Below are 15,914 nucleotides of genomic sequence, written 5' to 3'. Positions count from 1 at the left end.
AGTGTTCTCTCTTTCAAGCGCTTCCCCGCTCAGCCGGATGGCGTAGGAGGCAAAGAGCCCTTCCGCCTTCCGTCTCAGATGCACGCTGCCCGGATTCGCTCGGCCTCGCGCGGAATCACGCCGCCATCCGGCTGCAGCCGGCGCAGCTCGGAGAGCAGCGCATCCAGATCGCGGCGTCCCCGCTCGCGCTGGCCCTGCTGGCAACGCAGCTCGGCCGCGTAACTGCGGGCGGTCCAGCGCAATTTTGGAATCTCGCTGCCTTCGCCCTTGCGCACCGCCAGCGCGTCCATCCGGCGCAGGGCTTCGGCGACCTGGCCGGTGCGGCCCAGCTGGCGCGCCAGCGACAACTCGGCGAACAGGGTGCGCGGGTGTTCGGTGCCGTAGCCGATGCGGGTCAGTTTCTCCGCGCGGTCGAAGTACTCGCTGGCCGCGGCCAGATCACCGCGCGCCGCCAGCACTTCGCCGATCATCCGATCGGTCTCGCCGACCAGCGCGTGGCTGGCGCCGAACAGCTCCGCGCGCAGTCCGCGCGCTTCCTGCAATGCGGCCAGGGCCTCCTCCTCGCGGCCGGCGCTGTGCAGCACCATGCCGTAGTTGTAGAGCCCGCCCGGCAGTTGCTGGCGACTGTCGGGACTGCGCCAGACCGTGATCGCGCGCTCGATGTCGGCGATGGCGCTGTCGGTATCGCCCAGCTCCCAGGCGATGATGCCCAGCGAATTCCAACTCGATCCGGTCTCGCGATGGGCCGGACCCAGCGCGCTGATCGTCTGCTCGTGCAACTGGCGCATCTGCGCCTGGGCTTCGCTGAAGTGGCCCAGATCCACCTGCACCGCGCCCATCTGCCGACGCACCGCCAGGGTCGCCGGATGGCGATCGCCGTGGATGTCGCGGGACAGGGTGAGCGCGCGCTGGTAATGCATCAGGGCGGTCTGCGAATCGCCGCGGATCCGGTACAGGCTGGCCAGACTGCGTTCGATGTCCACCGCCAGCGGGTGGCGTTGGCCGTCGTACTGGCGCAGATGCACGAGCGCGGCGTTGAAGCCGCGGATCGCGCCATCGGCGTTGCCCATGTCGCTTTCCAGGCCGGCCAGGTCATACAGGCTCTCCGCCACGCCGGTCTGATCGCGCAGACCGCGGCGGAGCAGCTGCGAGCGCAGGAAGAACTGGCGCGCGGTCTGGCGGTCGGCCACCGCGCGGCGGCAGCGTCCGTCCTGCGACAGGAAGTCGGCCGCCTGCTGCGGCAACTGGATCTGCAGGCGGGTGATATCCGGTTCCTGGCGGATCATCGCGTCGATGCAGTCGCGCGGCCTTCCCAGCAGCGAGAGCACGCGTCCGCGCTGGGTGGTGTTTTCCAGGGCCAGGGCCGGGGCCTCGCTGCCTTCGAGCAGGCGGCGCTGGCGATCCAGCAGGGCCAGCGCCTCCCGGTAATCGCCCAGGCCGATGCGCAGGCGCGCGATCACGCCCAGCAGTTCGGCATGCGCCAGCGGCTGGCGCGCCAGTTCGCGCTCGCCGCGACGTTCGCCGGCCACCAGCAGTTCGCGCGCGTCGAAGGTATTGCCGCGCTGCGCGGTGCCGGCGTTGTCGAACAGGCCGATGACGAAGTTCTGCATCGCCTGCGCGCGCGCGGCTTCGCGCACCGCCTGCTGGCTCTGCCACAGGCTGGCGCCAAGCGCGGCGATCAGGATCAGGGCGGTCACGCCGCCGGCGGCCAGTGCCCAGCGATGCCGGGAAATGTATTTGCGGGCGCGATAGCCCAGGCTCTGCGGACGCGCGTGCACGGGCCGTCCGTCCATGTGCCTGCGCAGATCCAGCGCCAGCGCCTCGACCGAGGGATAGCGCTGTTCCGGCGACTTGGCCAGCGCCTTCAGCGCGATGTTGTCCAGATCGCCGGTCAGGCGGCGGCCGTGCCGGCGCGCGTTGGGACAATCGGTGCGCCCGCCGCCGGTGGTGCGCTGCGCGGCCACCGAGGGCTTGAGCGGTTCCACCGCCAGGATCGCCTCTTCCCATTCCGCGTCGCTCTGCCGGCGCAGCCGGTAGGGCTTGGTGCCGGCCAGCAGTTCGTACAGCACCACGCCCAGCGAATACACGTCGGTCATGGTGGTGACCGGCTCGCCGCGGATCTGTTCGGGCGCGGCGTAGTGCAGGGTGAAGGCGCGGACTTCGGTGCGCGGGTTCAGCGGCGCCGGCTCGCTTTCGTCCAGCAGCTTGGCGATGCCGAAGTCGAGCAGGCGCACGTTGCGGTCCGGCGAGACCAGGATGTTGGACGGCTTGAGATCGCGATGGACGATCAGGTTGGCGTGGGCATGGCTGACCGCTTCGCAGACCTGCAGGAACAGGCGCAGGCGATCGTCGATGGACAGATCGTTGACCAGGCAGTATTCGGTCAGCGGGATGCCTTCGACGTATTCCAGCGCCAGGTAGGGCTGGCTGCCCTGGCTGACGCCGGCGTCCAGCAGGCGCGCGATGTTGGGGTGTTCCAGCCGCGCCAGGATCTCGCGCTCGCGGGTGAAGCGCAGGCGCAGGTTGGGATCGGCCAGACCGGGGCGCAGCAGTTTCAGGGCGACCCGGCGCTGGTACAGGCCGTCGGCACGGGAGGCCAGCCAGACCATGCCCATGCCGCCTTCGCCCAGCACGTCCTCCAGCCGGTAGGGGCCGATGAGCATGCCGGGCTGGAGTCCGCTCTGCGGTTTTTCCAGCAGCGGCGCTTCCATGAAGCCGTCGCTGTCATCCTCCAGCGCGAGCAGCTTCTCCAGTTCGGCCGCCTGTTCCGGATCCTCGGCGCGCAACGCATCCAGCCGGTGCGCGCGGGCGTCCGGCGCCAGCTCCAGCAGGACATCCAGCAGCGGGGAAAGCTGTTTCCAGCGTTCGACGTCCACGGTGGAGCGCCGTGATCAGGGTTCCTGCATCGACGACAGCAGGAACATCCGCGCCTTCTGCCAGTCGCGCCGGATGCTGCGTTCGGACCGTTGCAGCAGCTCGGCGATTTCCAGTTCCGAAAGGCCGGCGAAATAGCGCAGTTCCACCACCTTGGCCAGGCGTTCGTCGGCCTGTGCCAGTTGATCCAGCGCGGCGTTCAGCGCCAGCAGATCCTCGTCGAGTTTGAGGTTGCCTTCGACTTCCTCGGGAATGTCGGCGACCCGCTTGAGGTCGCCTCCGCGCTTGCGGGCCAGCCGGCTGCGCGCGTAGTCCACCACCACGCTGCGCATGGAGGAGGCGGCGTAGGCGAAGAAATGCGCGCGGTCCTCGAACTTGGCGGTGCCGGTGGAGCCGATCAGCTTGAGATAGGACTCATGGACCAGGGCGGTGGCGTCCAGGGTATAGCCGTGCTGGCCGGACAGCTGGCGCCGGGCCATGGTGTGCAGTTCCTGGTAGAGCGTGGCCAGCACCCGATCCAGCGCGGCGCGATCGCCGTTGCGGGCCGAGTCCAGCCAGATGGTGATGTCTGAAGCGTCCGCCATGTGCTTTCCCCACAAGTCAGGCGGCGAATATAGCCCCAAACGTGAGCAAAGGCATTCGGGAGAAGGTCTCTGTCACTTCTGGCAGTGGCCGCACCACACCGTGGTGCGCTGGCCGATGCTGGCTTCCTTCATCGGTCGCCGGCAGCGCGGGCACGGCTCGCCGCCGCGCCCGTAGGCCGACAGTTCCTGCTCGAAATAGCCGGGCGCGCCATCCGGACTGATGAAGTCGCGCAGGGTGGTGCCGCCGCGGGTGATGGCGTAACCGAGGATCCGCTTCACCGCCTCGGCCAGGGCGACATAGCGCTCGCGCGAGACCTTGCCGGCGGCGCGCAGTGGCGAAATCCCGGCCAGGAACAGGCTCTCGGCGGCGTAGATGTTGCCCACCCCCACCACCACGGCCTGGTCCATCAGGAAGGTCTTCACCGGCGCCTTGCGGCCCCGGCTGAGTTCGAACAGGTAGTCGCCGTCGAAATCGTCCGACAGCGGCTCCGGCCCCAGGGCCTGCAGCAGCGGATGGATCTCCCCGGCCGGCTGCCACAGCAGGCAGCCGAAACGGCGCGGATCGTTGAAGCGCAGCACCCGCCGCTGCCCGCGCGGTCCCTCCACCGCGATGTCGACGTGATCATGCGCGCGCACCGGCGTGTCCACCGGCAGCACCCGCAGGCTGCCGGACATGCCCAGGTGCAGCAGCGCGCTGCCGCCCTCCACGTCCATCAACAGGTACTTGGCACGCCGGCGAACCGCCGCGATCCGCTGGCCGGGCAGGTCCTGGGCAATCTCCGGCGGAATCGGCCAGCGCAGATCCGGCCGACGCAGGGTCACCGCCTGGATGCGCCGCCCTTCCAGGTGCGGGGCCAGGCCACGGCGGGTGGTTTCGACTTCGGGCAGTTCGGGCATGAGGCTACCGCAGGCAGGTATCTGGGAGGGGGATGGGGGTACGGGTCGCGAGGGACAAGCCCTGGCCGGGGCGGCGGAGGGAAATCCCGCCAGCCTGCGATTGTCCACATCTGTCACGGTCTATCCCAATTCCAGCGACGCGAGGGCAGCGTGGAGTGGCGACCCCAACGCTTCGACGCGCGGGACCTGGAGGATGGCAAACATGTTGGGCTGGTCGCAGGGATGCTCAGGGGGACGGAGGCGACCACCCCCGCGTTCGACCGGGTCCGGAATTCCTGTCGGGTTGCCCGTCCACGGATGCGCTCTCGCAGTACTCGGTCATACCAGCGCCTTCGCCCGTTCCTTACCTAACATTGGACGCAATCCGGGCGACGGAGCATGGAATCCGCAGATGGAGGCCATACCATGCAGACCCCTTCACGTTGTCAGGAATGTAAATCGCATGGAAGTTCGCGCACAGTTGAAGTTGGCCGGCGGTGCCTTGATGGTGGCGTTGTTGACCGTGGCTTGCTCCCCCAAAACTCCCGCCAAAGGCGCTGACACCACGAATGACAGCTCACCTCTTGTCATCGAGGAAATCGCAGTTGTCGGCAAGGATGCACGGTCAGATGCTTCGCACTCACTTCTGCGCCCTAAGAAACCGCTTCGGTTGAGCATAAAGACATCCCGGAGTGCAAAGAACAGCACCATGGAGGTCAAGGTTTTTGCGCTGTCAACGGGAGAGGTGAAGGAAGAGCGGGTCGAACACCTCGGCGATGACGCTCCCTCGACGGTGGATCTGGAACTGGACAATGCGAAAGACTGGTCCCAGGACCGCTATCTGATCGAAATCCGCCTGGATGGAAAACTGGCGGGCCAGCAGGAATTCGATCTCATTGATATTCCGGAGGAAGCGGCGCGCCCTTAGGACGGCGACGGAGGGGAGGGTTCCGCATCGTCACTGAGCGCATGAAGGAATGCCAGAAGCGCCTGCTTCTCCTCCACCGTCAGATGAATGGGTGTGCTGCGGGATAGATTCCGATAGTAGATCTCGCGTTCCAGCGCCTCTTCGAGCGTCGGAACGCTGCCGTCATGCATGTATGGCGCCGTCCGGGCGACATTCCGGAGCGAGGGCGTTCTGAATGCGCCGAGGTCCTCCACCTTGCGGCTGAAGCTGAATTTCCCCAGCTCGGAGACGCGACTGTCCGAAAGGACGGCATGTCCCAACGGCTGGGAGACAAGCACTTCATCGAGATGATCGAGGGCGGAGGAGATGTTCCCGGCGACCTGTTCGAAGCCGATGCCCGTGTGATGTGATTTGTTGTCGGTCAGCGTCGTGTTCTCGCGATTGAACACATGGCAGGTGCCGCACTCGGCTTTGCCATTGAAAAGCGCCATGCCTGCAAGCGCTTGCTCGTCCAGGACGGTTTCTTGGGCCAGGTGGCGGAAGGCCGGGCCGTCAGGCGCCGGTAAAGATCCGATATAGGCGGATAGGGCGGACGCAAGGCGATCCTGGTCCAACTGCGTCGCGCCATTGTGGTGGCGAAGGAACGCCGCGTATTCCGGTCGCGAAGCCAGCAGGACAGCCAATTGCTCCATGTCGGTGAGCCCCATTTCAACCGGGTTGGTAAAAGGCTGCAGCACAACCTCCCGCAGCGACGTTTCACGTCCATCCCAAAAAAAAGAAGCTGCTTTTCCTGTGTCAAGAAGGCTGGGCGAGTTGCGTGTCCCGGACCTTTTTCCGGTGCCGATGGAGACGATGTGACCATCGGCAAAGGAGTGTTCGGAAAGGTGGCAGCTCGCACAACTGACATCGTTGTTGGCGCTCAATCGACGATCGTTGAAGACTTCTCTTCCGAGTTCGACTAGAGATCGATCAGCGGATGGGATCGCCCCGGTAAAGCACGAAGAAAGAGAGAGCGATAACGCGGTTGCCGCTGCCAGTGTGATGCTTCTCTTTCTCAATATGGTGTCCATCCACAAAGTTAATTGACAGCATATTTTCAGCAGCTAAAAAAGAAAGTCGAATGGGGTGGCATTCAGTCGAATGTCGGAGAAGGCACAAAGGTCCGGATGCGGCATCCTGCGATCAGGGAGCGAACTTCTTGGGTGTTTGGAAAAAGGATGAGTTGTGCGGCGCAAGTCGGGAGGCGCGATGAAACATGCATGGAAGATCATGGTCGCGTTCGTGATCGCTGGTGTGGTGACGTCACTGGCGGGAGCAGCTACCTATAGCTATGACGCCAATGGTCGGCTGGTGCTGGCTGCGAACGAAGAAGGAGGCCGCGTACGTTACGTCTACGATGCGGTAGGAAATTTGCGCGGCATTGAAAGATTGCGTCCGGATGAATTGGCGATTCTTGATGTCGAGCCCGGACGCGGTGCTCCGGGCGCGCGCGTGCTGATCCGCGGACAAGGATTCTCGGCGACAGCGATGGAAAATCGGGTCGAGTTCAACGGTACGGTCGCGGAAGTTACAGATGCATCTCCGACCTCGCTGGCTGTCCTGGTCCCGGCAGGTGCGACGACAGGCCTTGTCCGGGTAGATGCCAAGGGAGCGTCAGCCGTTAGTCCGACGGCATTCATCGTGGACGAGAATGAGGCGCCGCCTGTCATCCATCGGATGGCGCCCTTGCGCGTCGCGGTGGGAGCGACCGTCGGGATCGATGGCGAGAATCTGACCCCGATTCCTGGTCAAAGCAGCGTGCACGTGGCAGCTCGTCCGGTGATGATCGCCGAAGGCGCCAAGGGGCATCACATCGATTTCGTCGTACCGGCCAATGCCAGCAGCGGAAAGGTAACGGTCACCACTCCTTTCGGCAGAGTCCGGAGCAGCGAGGACCTGGTCGTGGTTCCGGCGGGCATCTCTCCGGCCGATGTGGAGACGGTTCATCGGATCGAGCCGGGAGCGACGCCGATCTCCCTGAACGTGTCTTCGCCGGGGAAATGGGTGGTGGTGCTGTTCGATGGCAAGGAGATGGAGCACCTGAGCGTTCAGACCGACCTTGGCGCCGGGGTGGACATCGAGTACACCGTTCGCGGCCCGGCGAATCGGGTGCATGCGAACGGCGCATTGTCCGCAAGAAGCGCTTCGGCTCATTTGCCGACGCTGAAGGAGCCCGGTACCTATGCGATCTTCATGAAGCGTCTCTCTAACGCAGGTGGTTGGCGTCTGTCGATGGAAGTCGATCCGACGCTGGAAGCCGGCGGCAACGCAAGGACATTCGAAAACTGGGCGGCAGGCCAGAGCAAACGCTTCCTTCTTCCTGGACGGGGCGGTGACAATCTGGGCCTGGGCATCAGCGAACTGAGCGTGGGTGACGGTAGCAGCTACGCCAACGCCAGAGTGTATCGGCCCGATGGCAAGCAGCTGCGGGATCATACCTGCTATCTCAGCAGTGGCGATTGTCAGTTGAATCTGCAGAGCATGGCCGCGGGCGCGTATGCGGCGGTGGTTCAATCCGGGTCGGGTGGCCAGCACCTGAGATTCAAGGCAACGCTGTCGGCCGACGTAGCCGGCCGGCTGGTGCCGGACGCGTGGCAGACACTGGTGCTGGACCGGATTGGCCGAAATGGGCGGCTGAGTTTTACTGGCACCGCCGGGCAGCGGTCGGGGATACAGGTCGCGGACCAGAAGACGATGCCGGTGAACCGGGAGGTGTACTACTACGTGTATGCGCCGGATGGCAGCTTGTTCACATCCAGAACCATCAAGGTCGGCGGAACGCTAGATCTGCCTGCCTTGCCGGTCGACGGCACGTACCAGCTGTTCGTGGATCCGGCCCATGGCGAGACATTGACGGTCCAGCTGCGATTGGCGACCGGCACGATCGAAGGACTGCAATCGGACACGGGACAGGCCAACTATGCCGCCAACCAACTGGGCGAAGCGGCGTACTTTACCTTCGTGGCCAAGGAAGGCGACAACCTGGGGCTGGGCATCAGCGAATTGATGCTCAGCGAAGGTTCTTATGCCTATGTACACGTGAGCCGACCCGATGGTCGGGAACTTCGGTATGCATACTGCTACGCAAGCAATGGTGGTTGTGATCTGAACCTGCCTGAGCTGAAGGCAGGCACGTATGCAGTGGTGGTGAAACCATCGGCGCCCGCGCAACAGATGCGGTTCAAGGCCACATTGTCTTCCGATCTGATAGGCCAACTGACGCCGGATGTGTGGAAGACACTGGTATTGGGACGACCGGGGCAGAACGCGCGGTTGAGCTTCACCGGAATTGCAGGGCAGCGCTGGGGCGTGCAGGGGGCCGAGCAACAGACGATGCCGGTGAACCGAAGAGTCTACTACCGCGTGTATGCCCCGGATGGCGGCTTGTTCAGATCGACGCATATGGATGATCGCGGGGACGCGCTCGATCTGCCACCTTTGCCTATCGATGGCACCTATCAGGTGTTCATCGATCCGGAATATGGCGGAACCCTGACGACGCAGCTGCGGCTCTCCACGGGCACGACGGAGGGGATGCAACTGGACGAGGAGCAAGGCACGTATGCGGCCCGGGAAGCCGGAGAGGCGGCGTACTTCACCTTCACGGCCAAGGAAGGCGACAACCTGGGGTTTGGCATCAGCGATTTGCTGACCACCGAGGGTGTCAGTGGCTATGTCTACGTCAGATTCCATGACCCTAGTGGACACAACTGGAAGACAGAGGCTTGCTATGCATATGACAACGGCGCTGGAGGAACCTGTGGAGTCAATCTTCCAAGCTTGTCCGCAGGCTCGTATGCGATCTCGGTAACACCCGGAAAAGCGGGCCAGAAGCTTCGTTTCAAGGCGACACTGTCTTCAGATCTGAAAATGCAACTGGTGCCCGATGAATGGATGAATCTGGTGCTGGGGAGGCCGGGGCAGAACGGGCGATTGCGCTTCGACGGGGTCGTCGGACAACGGCTTGGCCTGCAGATCTCGGGTCAGCGGACCCTGCCGGCATACAAGAGCGTGAATTACCGCGTACATGGGCCTGACGGGAAGCTGCTGACATCACGCTCATTGAGTGACAGCGCCACGCTGGATTTTTCGGCGCTGCCGTCCAGTGGAACCTACGAGGTATTCGTGGACCCGGTCGACGGCAGGACATTGAACGCGCAGTTGCGTCTGGCAACCGGCACCGCCGAGGGAATGGAGCAGGATGGCGAATCAGGCACCTACGTTTCCCGTGATGACGGAGAGGTGGGGTACTTCACCTTCAAGGCGAATGCCGGCGACAATCTCGGTCTGGGTATTCACGAACTGGAAGGCGGTGGCCCAGGCTCGGGAATTCGCATCCAGGTCTATCCGCCCGATGGCTCCTGGCATCCGTCCGATTTCTGTTACACCTCTTGGGGCAGCTGTGGCATCAACCTGTCGAATCTCAAGGCTACGGGAACCTATGCGGTTCTGATTGTTCCCGAATATTCCAAGACGCCGATGCGATACAGGATCACCTTGTCCCGTGACAAGGTGGGACGACTGCCACTGGATCAATGGACGGCGCTGGCGCTGCCACGGCCCGGCCAGAACGGTCGCTTGACGTTTGCCGGTTCTGTCGGGCAGCAGTTGATCCTGCAGATAAATGGACAAGAGACGACGCCCGCTGGCAAGTATGTGTACTACCGCGTTCACGGGCCGGACGGTGCTCTGTTGCAATCCGGGAGCGCCTCAGGAAACACATGGCTAAAGTTGCCCGTGCTGCCGGTCAGTGGGGACTATCAGGTCTTCGTGGACCCGTCCCAAGGTGCGAGCGCGACCCTGAAGTTGCGACTGGACAGCGGGGTTGATGGCGAGTTGATCAAGGACGCAGAACCCAGAATGTACGAGCGCACCCATCTGGGCGAGGCGTCGTACTTCACGTTCCTGGCCCAGGAAGGCGACCATCTTGGTCTCGGTATCAGGGATGTGGTGACCGCTGAAGGACGCGAAGGGTATTTCGTCAGGGTCTACGTTTACCGACCCAACGGAAGTCGGCTGATCGAACAAAGTTGCTACATGCGTTGGGGAGGATGTGGCCTCAATCTTCCCAACCTGAAGGCAGGCGCCCACAAGGTAGTCGTGGAACCGGAATGGCCCGGCCAGCGCATCCGTTTCAGGATCGCCCTGTCCTCTGACCTGACAAGTCCGTTGGTGGTGGACGAATGGAAGGCATTGGTCCTGGGACTCCCGGGCCAGAACGGTCGGTTGAGTTTCATTGGTACCACAGGTCAGCGCCTGGGTCTGCAGATCGTCGGACAGAAAACCGCGCCGGCGGACCGAACGGTCTACTACCACGTGTACGCCCCGGATGGCAGCCTGGTCAAATCGACATCCCTGTACGGACACGCCGATGTGCTCGATCTGCCGCCTTTGCCGATGGATGGCACCTATCAGGTTCTTGTGGATCCTTTATACGGCGAGACCTTGAGTGTGCAGCTGCGCCTGGCGACGGGTACGGTCGGGGGCAAACGGTTGAATGCCGGCCCGATCACCCACGTAGCTGACCGGCCTGACGATGCAGCGTATCTCACCTTCACGGCCAACGCGGGAGACAATCTGGGGCTGGGTTTCAGCGAGTTGCTGACCAGCAAGGGCACCCGTGGTTACGCCTATGTCTGGATCCACGGGCCGGACGGAAGTCATTGGAAAACGAAAGCCTGCCATGTCCACGACGAGGGACCGGGAGGAACTTGTGGCGTCAACCTGACCAATCTGCGGGCGGGCATCTATGCGGCCGTGGTGAAGGCGGAGAAACCCAACCGGGAGTTGCGCTTTACGGCCACATTGTCTGCGGACGTGACAGACCAGCTGGTGTCGGACAGATGGACAACCCTGGTGCTGAGACGCTCGGGCCAGAACGGATGGTTGAGTTTCACCGGTGTCGCGGGGCAACGGCTCGATCTTCAGATTGCCGGACAGCAGACGTCGCCGGCGCGCGGGTATGTCTACTATGACGTCTATGCTCCGGATGGCACCCGCCTGGCATCGAAAACGGTCTACGCCGATGGAACGATGGCATTGCCGGTCTTGCCGGTGAACGGTACCTATCGGGTGTTCGTGGATCCCGACTACGGCGAGACACTTACGACGCAGTTGCGATTGGTGACCCGGCCATCCTTGTCTGATCTGGGGCGAGTGAGTCGCTTTTCCCTGGCGGATACGTGGCGCGCCGCGTCATTCCAGTCCGATCTCGACATCCGCCCGATCCAGGATGGAGAAAGGCGGCCAGCGCCCACCACTGAAACACGCATCCGCGCACAACGGGGAAAGCGCGTCCGCAAAACCGCGAGCGCCGCCTGATGCCAGCGCCCAGGAAGGACAAGGAGTACATCATGGATAAGCGCACGCATAGCCGGAACAGCCTCGTGCTGACAACACTGTTGAGCCTGCTTGCGGTCATGGCCAGCACGGGGCAGGCACCAGCGCTCCCGGCAGATCCTGCGTCGGTGGACGCTCAGGCGCATCAGCCGACGCATGTCGTTGCGGAGCGTAGAGTGTCCCTTTCCGGTGGAAGAACATTGGTTCTGTCGACTGACGGGCGCACCTTGATGGAGCGCGACGCGAAAACCGGTGTGGCCGCGCATCGATTCGACCTGAAGCCCGTACGCATTGGTGCGAGCATGACCATGTTGCCAAGCGGACGCGTGCTCATCTGGGGAGGCGCCACGCCGGACGGCAAGGTTCAGTCGGGTGGTCTCTGGTACGACCCGGCCTCGCACCGCATCGAGCCGGCATCGGGATTACCTTTGGCTGCACGGAGCGGCCACAGCGCAACGGTCTTGACGGACGGGCTCCTGTTGCTGGCGGGGGGGCGGGGTGAGGCCGCGGCTGCGGAGTTGTGGAACGAAAGAACCGGGGCACTCACTCGCGTGCAGAGCCATCCGAGCCTGCCTACAGGCCACCTCGCGTCGCTGCAGCGCGATGGAAAGGTCATGTTGCGGGGCGGAAGCATTGCCGGTCGAACCACGCCAACCCAACTTTGGTTTGATCCGGAGTCCTTGTCATTCATCGGGAAGGCCGAGGCCGCCGAGGATGCCGGGCAGGCGCCGCGAATGGCGGGATCCTTACCCCGCCAGGGGGATCGGGTGACGCCCGTCGATACGCTGATCTCGGTTCGATTCGCCCAGCGCATACGTACGCAGGATCTCGATTCCTCCACCGTATCGCTACTGGGGCCGGGCGGGATGGCGCCTGTCGATATCGTGGCAGCCGAAGAGGGCCGCCTGGTTTTTGCCCGCCCGAAACGACCGCTATACCCGGGATCCCGATACTCCTTGCTGATTGATGGAGTACATGCCATCGATGGTCGCGCCATGCCCCTCACGGTTCTGGACTTCCAGACGGAGGTCCTTGCCGACGCAAACGATGCGCGGCTTCAGGAAAGCGCTGACACATTGCCGGAACCAGCAGGCAAGTGTGGGTACCCGGGGAAACTTCAGCTTTGCCGGGCAATGGGCGTGCTGAAAGAAGGGGCCTGGCAACCGGGACGGAACAATACCGAGGGACGCTGGCGGGTTCAGGGCAGCCAGCCGGACCTGCGTAACACCGAAATCATTGACCGCATTGTCCGCGCAATGCGTTTCACCAGTGTCATGGGGCAGATCCTGCGGGTGGATGGGGTGCCGGTGGCCGATGTGGAAGTGACCATCGGCGGCAGGAGCGTCAGGACCAATCGGGATGGCTACTTCCTGTTGCACGAGGCGCCCGCCGGCAAGCAGGAGATGTATGTCGACGGCACCACCGCGAATGCTGCCGGCGTGGAGTACGGCCAGTTCGTGGCAGGCATCGACGTGAAGCCCGGACAGCTGACCCAGATTCCGTACACCATGTACCTGCCGCGCATCACGGCGCGGGACAAGAGTCGCATCGCTTCTCCGTTGGGTCGCGATACCGTGATCACCCACCCGGATATTCCGGGCCTGCAAATCCTCATTCCGCGCGATACCGTCATCCGCGACCGCAAGGGCCGCGTGGTGACCGAACTGGCCATCGTGCCGACGCCGGTCAACCGGGCGCCGTTTCCGGTCGCGGACAACTATCCGATGTACTTCACATTGGAGCCTGGCGGGGCCACCGTACAGGCGTTGACGCCGGAGGCTGCGGAAGGCATTCGGGTCTTGTACCCGAACTATGACGCCTATCCGGCGGGCACCGAGGCCAACTTCTGGATCTACGACCCCGCGGAAGGATGGCGTGTGTACGGAAAGGGGCGCGTGACCAGCGACGGAAGCCGGTTTGCCCCAGAAAAGGGCGTTGCCCTGCATCAGACAATGGGGGGCAGCTACTCGGTGGCGACCAACGATCCGCCCACCGAGCCCGACCAGCCGCCCTGCAGCGAAGCCTGTGGATCATCCGGCTCCGGCGCGGGCGCCACCGCCGGAGATCCCATCGATCTGTACACCGGCGAATTCTTCTACTCGGAGACCGACGCTGCGCTCACTGACATCCTTCCGATCGCGGTCAGCCGCCACTATCGACCCAACGATGGCGGCAAACGGGAGTTCGGCATCGGCACGGTGTCGAATTTCGGCTATCGCATGTATTCGCCGCCAGGTTCAGGCTACGACCTGATCCAGCTCATCCTCCCTGGCGGGATGCCGGTGGATTTCACCCGCATCGCGGGTTCCGGCCTCACGGGCACCTGGCAACATTCGGGTGGCACGACCGCGTTCGCGGGATCCGTACTGAAGTATGTATACGACGATCAGCGCTATGGATTTCTCCTGACCCTGCGGGATGGAACCATCATGCGCTTCGGCAACTACGCGCCCAACCCGTTGCGCTGGATGCAGGACAAGCATGGCAATCGAGTCGAGTTTGTCTACGATGCCGGTCTGCTCGTGAAGATGGTTTCCTCCAGTGGACGCTACCTGGTGCTGGAACACGATTCCAGCAACCGCGTTCGTCGCATCCGTGATCATGCGGGCAGGCATTGGACGTACGCCTATGACAGCAGCGGCCTGTTGACGCAGGTGACTTATCCTGATGGCGCTTCCCGGCGATATGCGTACCGCGTCGAAACCCTTGCCGGTGGGAAGCTCAAGTCGCGGCTGGAATCGATCCATGACCAGAACGGCCATCGCATCGTTCACAACGAGTTCGAGGCGCAAGGCGTGGGCGGCTGGAGCGGTCGTGTGGTCAAGCAGACCCAGGCCGACGGTGGCGTTTATCGTCTGCAATACGACCACGTGGATGGCGATACCACCGGAACCTTGGTGACCCGGCCAGACGGCAGCCAACGCCGGATTGTGTTCGATCCCGCCAGCCACTACCCGGTCAGCGATACTGTGGGTTATGGCACCGCACTGGCGCAGATCACGCGCTTCGAGCGCGACGCCGCGGGACGTCTGCGTGCGAAGGTGGATCCCTTGGGGCGTCGCATCGAGTATCGCCATGATGCCGATGGCCTGTTGACGGGTCAGATCATGATGTCGGGTACGCCCGACGCCAGGCAGGCCACCTTCCGCTACAACGCCGTGGGCGACCTGGTCTCCATGACCGACAGCCTGGGCAGGACGACCACGCTGGGCTACACCGATCGCTGCGTCTCCTCGATAGCCGACGCCGCAGGTCAGATCCAGCAAACCGAATGCAATTTCGCCGGACAACCGCTCGCCGTGACGGATCCCTTGGGTCACCGCACAAGCTTCGAGTACGAAGGCTATGACCTGGCGGCCGTGACCGATCCCATGGGGCGTCGCATCGAAATGCGTCACGATGCGCTCGGTCGCGTCATCGCGGTGCGTGATGGCGCCGGGCGTACCACGCGGCGTGTGCACGATGTCATGGGGCGGGTCAGTCGCCAGATCGATGCCTCCGGTGGCGTCACCGAGTTCGGCTATGACGCCAACGGGAATGTCATGGCGGTGCTGCTCCCGCACGGCGCCGGCATCACCTATGCCTACGATGCGCGCAACCGGCTGACCACGCGCACCGACAGCCTGGGCCAGGCCGAGCACTGGACCTACGACACGATGGACCGGGTCACCTCCTACACCGACCGGAATGGCGCCATCACCCGCTTCGAATACGACGTGCTGGGGCGGCTGGTCCGGACCCGGCAGTCCGACAGCGTCGTCACCGCCCGCTACGACGCGGGCAACCGTCTCGTCAGTCTGGAAGACCCGGCCACCGGCACGCTGGCCTGGTCCTACAACGGGTTCGACGAGGTCGTGCAGGCCAGCAGTCCACAAGGCATCGTCCGCTATGAGTATGACCGTGGCGGCCAGCGCACCGCCATGACGGTGGACGCCCAGCCGCGCATCGACTATCGCTATGACGCGGTGGGCAGGCTGGTGCGCCTGTGGCAGGGCAGCGAAAACGTGGCGTTCACCTACGACGCCACCGGCCGCCTCACCCGCACCACCCTGCCCAATGGCGTGGAGACGGGCTACGCCTACAACGCGGCCAGCCAGCTCACCGGCCTGGCCTGGACCAAGCCGGGTCAGGCGACGTTGGGTACGCTGGGTTACGGCTACGACGCGCTCGGTCGCCGGGTGGCCCAGACCGGCACCTATGCTCCGCAGCCGCTGCCGGAAGCCAGTCAGGGCGGCAACGCCTTCGACGACAACAACCGGCAGCTCCTGCACGACGGCAAGGACCTGAGCTATGAC

General features: G+C 63.8%; 7 protein-coding genes. 3 read left to right on the top strand and 4 right to left on the bottom strand.

Translation table 11 applies throughout. The features are described from left to right. Window positions 1-74: 74 nt before the first annotated feature. The 3 genes from ACTHN1_RS07510 to mutM all read right to left on the bottom strand — a co-directional run bounded on the left by ACTHN1_RS07510 (window position 75) and on the right by mutM (window position 4,355). On the bottom strand, window positions 75-2,876 hold the full coding sequence (locus ACTHN1_RS07510; protein WP_440470333.1) for a protein kinase domain-containing protein: 2,802 nt from the start codon (window positions 2,874-2,876) through the stop codon (window positions 75-77). 15 nt (window positions 2,877-2,891) lie between these two features. Beyond that, window positions 2,892-3,458, bottom strand: a complete 567-nt coding sequence (locus ACTHN1_RS07505; RefSeq protein WP_295375474.1) for an ECF-type sigma factor — start codon at window positions 3,456-3,458, stop codon at window positions 2,892-2,894. A 72-nt stretch (window positions 3,459-3,530) separates the two neighbouring features. Further along, complete coding sequence (mutM, locus tag ACTHN1_RS07500) at window positions 3,531-4,355, bottom strand: bifunctional DNA-formamidopyrimidine glycosylase/DNA-(apurinic or apyrimidinic site) lyase (RefSeq protein ID WP_440470332.1); 825 nt, start codon at window positions 4,353-4,355, stop codon at window positions 3,531-3,533. Between the two features lie 442 nt (window positions 4,356-4,797). Between mutM and ACTHN1_RS07495 the strand changes: the two genes are divergently transcribed. Further along, a complete protein-coding gene (locus ACTHN1_RS07495; protein WP_440470331.1) occupies window positions 4,798-5,262 on the top strand; it encodes a hypothetical protein in 465 nt (154 codons plus the stop codon). On the opposite strand, the gene ACTHN1_RS07490 is transcribed toward ACTHN1_RS07495, so the two are convergent. Then, on the bottom strand, window positions 5,259-6,311 hold the full coding sequence (locus tag ACTHN1_RS07490; protein WP_440470330.1) for a cytochrome-c peroxidase: 1,053 nt from the start codon (window positions 6,309-6,311) through the stop codon (window positions 5,259-5,261). The two genes, ACTHN1_RS07495 and ACTHN1_RS07490, sit on opposite strands and share 4 nt — an antisense overlap. A 178-nt stretch (window positions 6,312-6,489) precedes the next feature. On the opposite strand from ACTHN1_RS07490, the gene ACTHN1_RS07485 reads away from it, so the two are divergent. Continuing rightward, window positions 6,490-11,601 (top strand): IPT/TIG domain-containing protein, encoded by a 5,112-nt coding sequence (locus tag ACTHN1_RS07485; RefSeq protein WP_440470329.1) that lies wholly within the window; start codon window positions 6,490-6,492, stop codon window positions 11,599-11,601. A gap of 32 nt (window positions 11,602-11,633) precedes the next feature. Then, on the top strand, window positions 11,634-15,914 hold a 4,281-nt coding region (locus tag ACTHN1_RS07480), incomplete at its 3' end, for a DUF6531 domain-containing protein (RefSeq protein ID WP_440470328.1).

This window comes from Pseudoxanthomonas sp., assembly GCF_051953815.1.
Taxonomy (GTDB): Bacteria; Pseudomonadota; Gammaproteobacteria; order Xanthomonadales; family Xanthomonadaceae; genus Pseudoxanthomonas_A.
Note: the sequence above shows the minus strand (reverse complement) of the source record. Positions and strands in the feature narration are given on the sequence as shown.

Excerpts from the sequence above, each read along its gene's own strand:
- ACTHN1_RS07505 (WP_295375474.1), bottom strand. The coding sequence starts at position 3,458 with ATGGCGGACGCTTCAGACATCACCATCTGGCTGGACTCGGCCCGCAAC.
- mutM (WP_440470332.1), bottom strand. The coding sequence starts at position 4,355 with ATGCCCGAACTGCCCGAAGTCGAAACCACCCGCCGTGGCCTGGCCCCG.
- ACTHN1_RS07495 (WP_440470331.1), top strand. The coding sequence starts at position 4,798 with ATGGAAGTTCGCGCACAGTTGAAGTTGGCCGGCGGTGCCTTGATGGTG.
- ACTHN1_RS07490 (WP_440470330.1), bottom strand. The coding sequence starts at position 6,311 with ATGGACACCATATTGAGAAAGAGAAGCATCACACTGGCAGCGGCAACC.
- ACTHN1_RS07485 (WP_440470329.1), top strand. The coding sequence starts at position 6,490 with ATGAAACATGCATGGAAGATCATGGTCGCGTTCGTGATCGCTGGTGTG.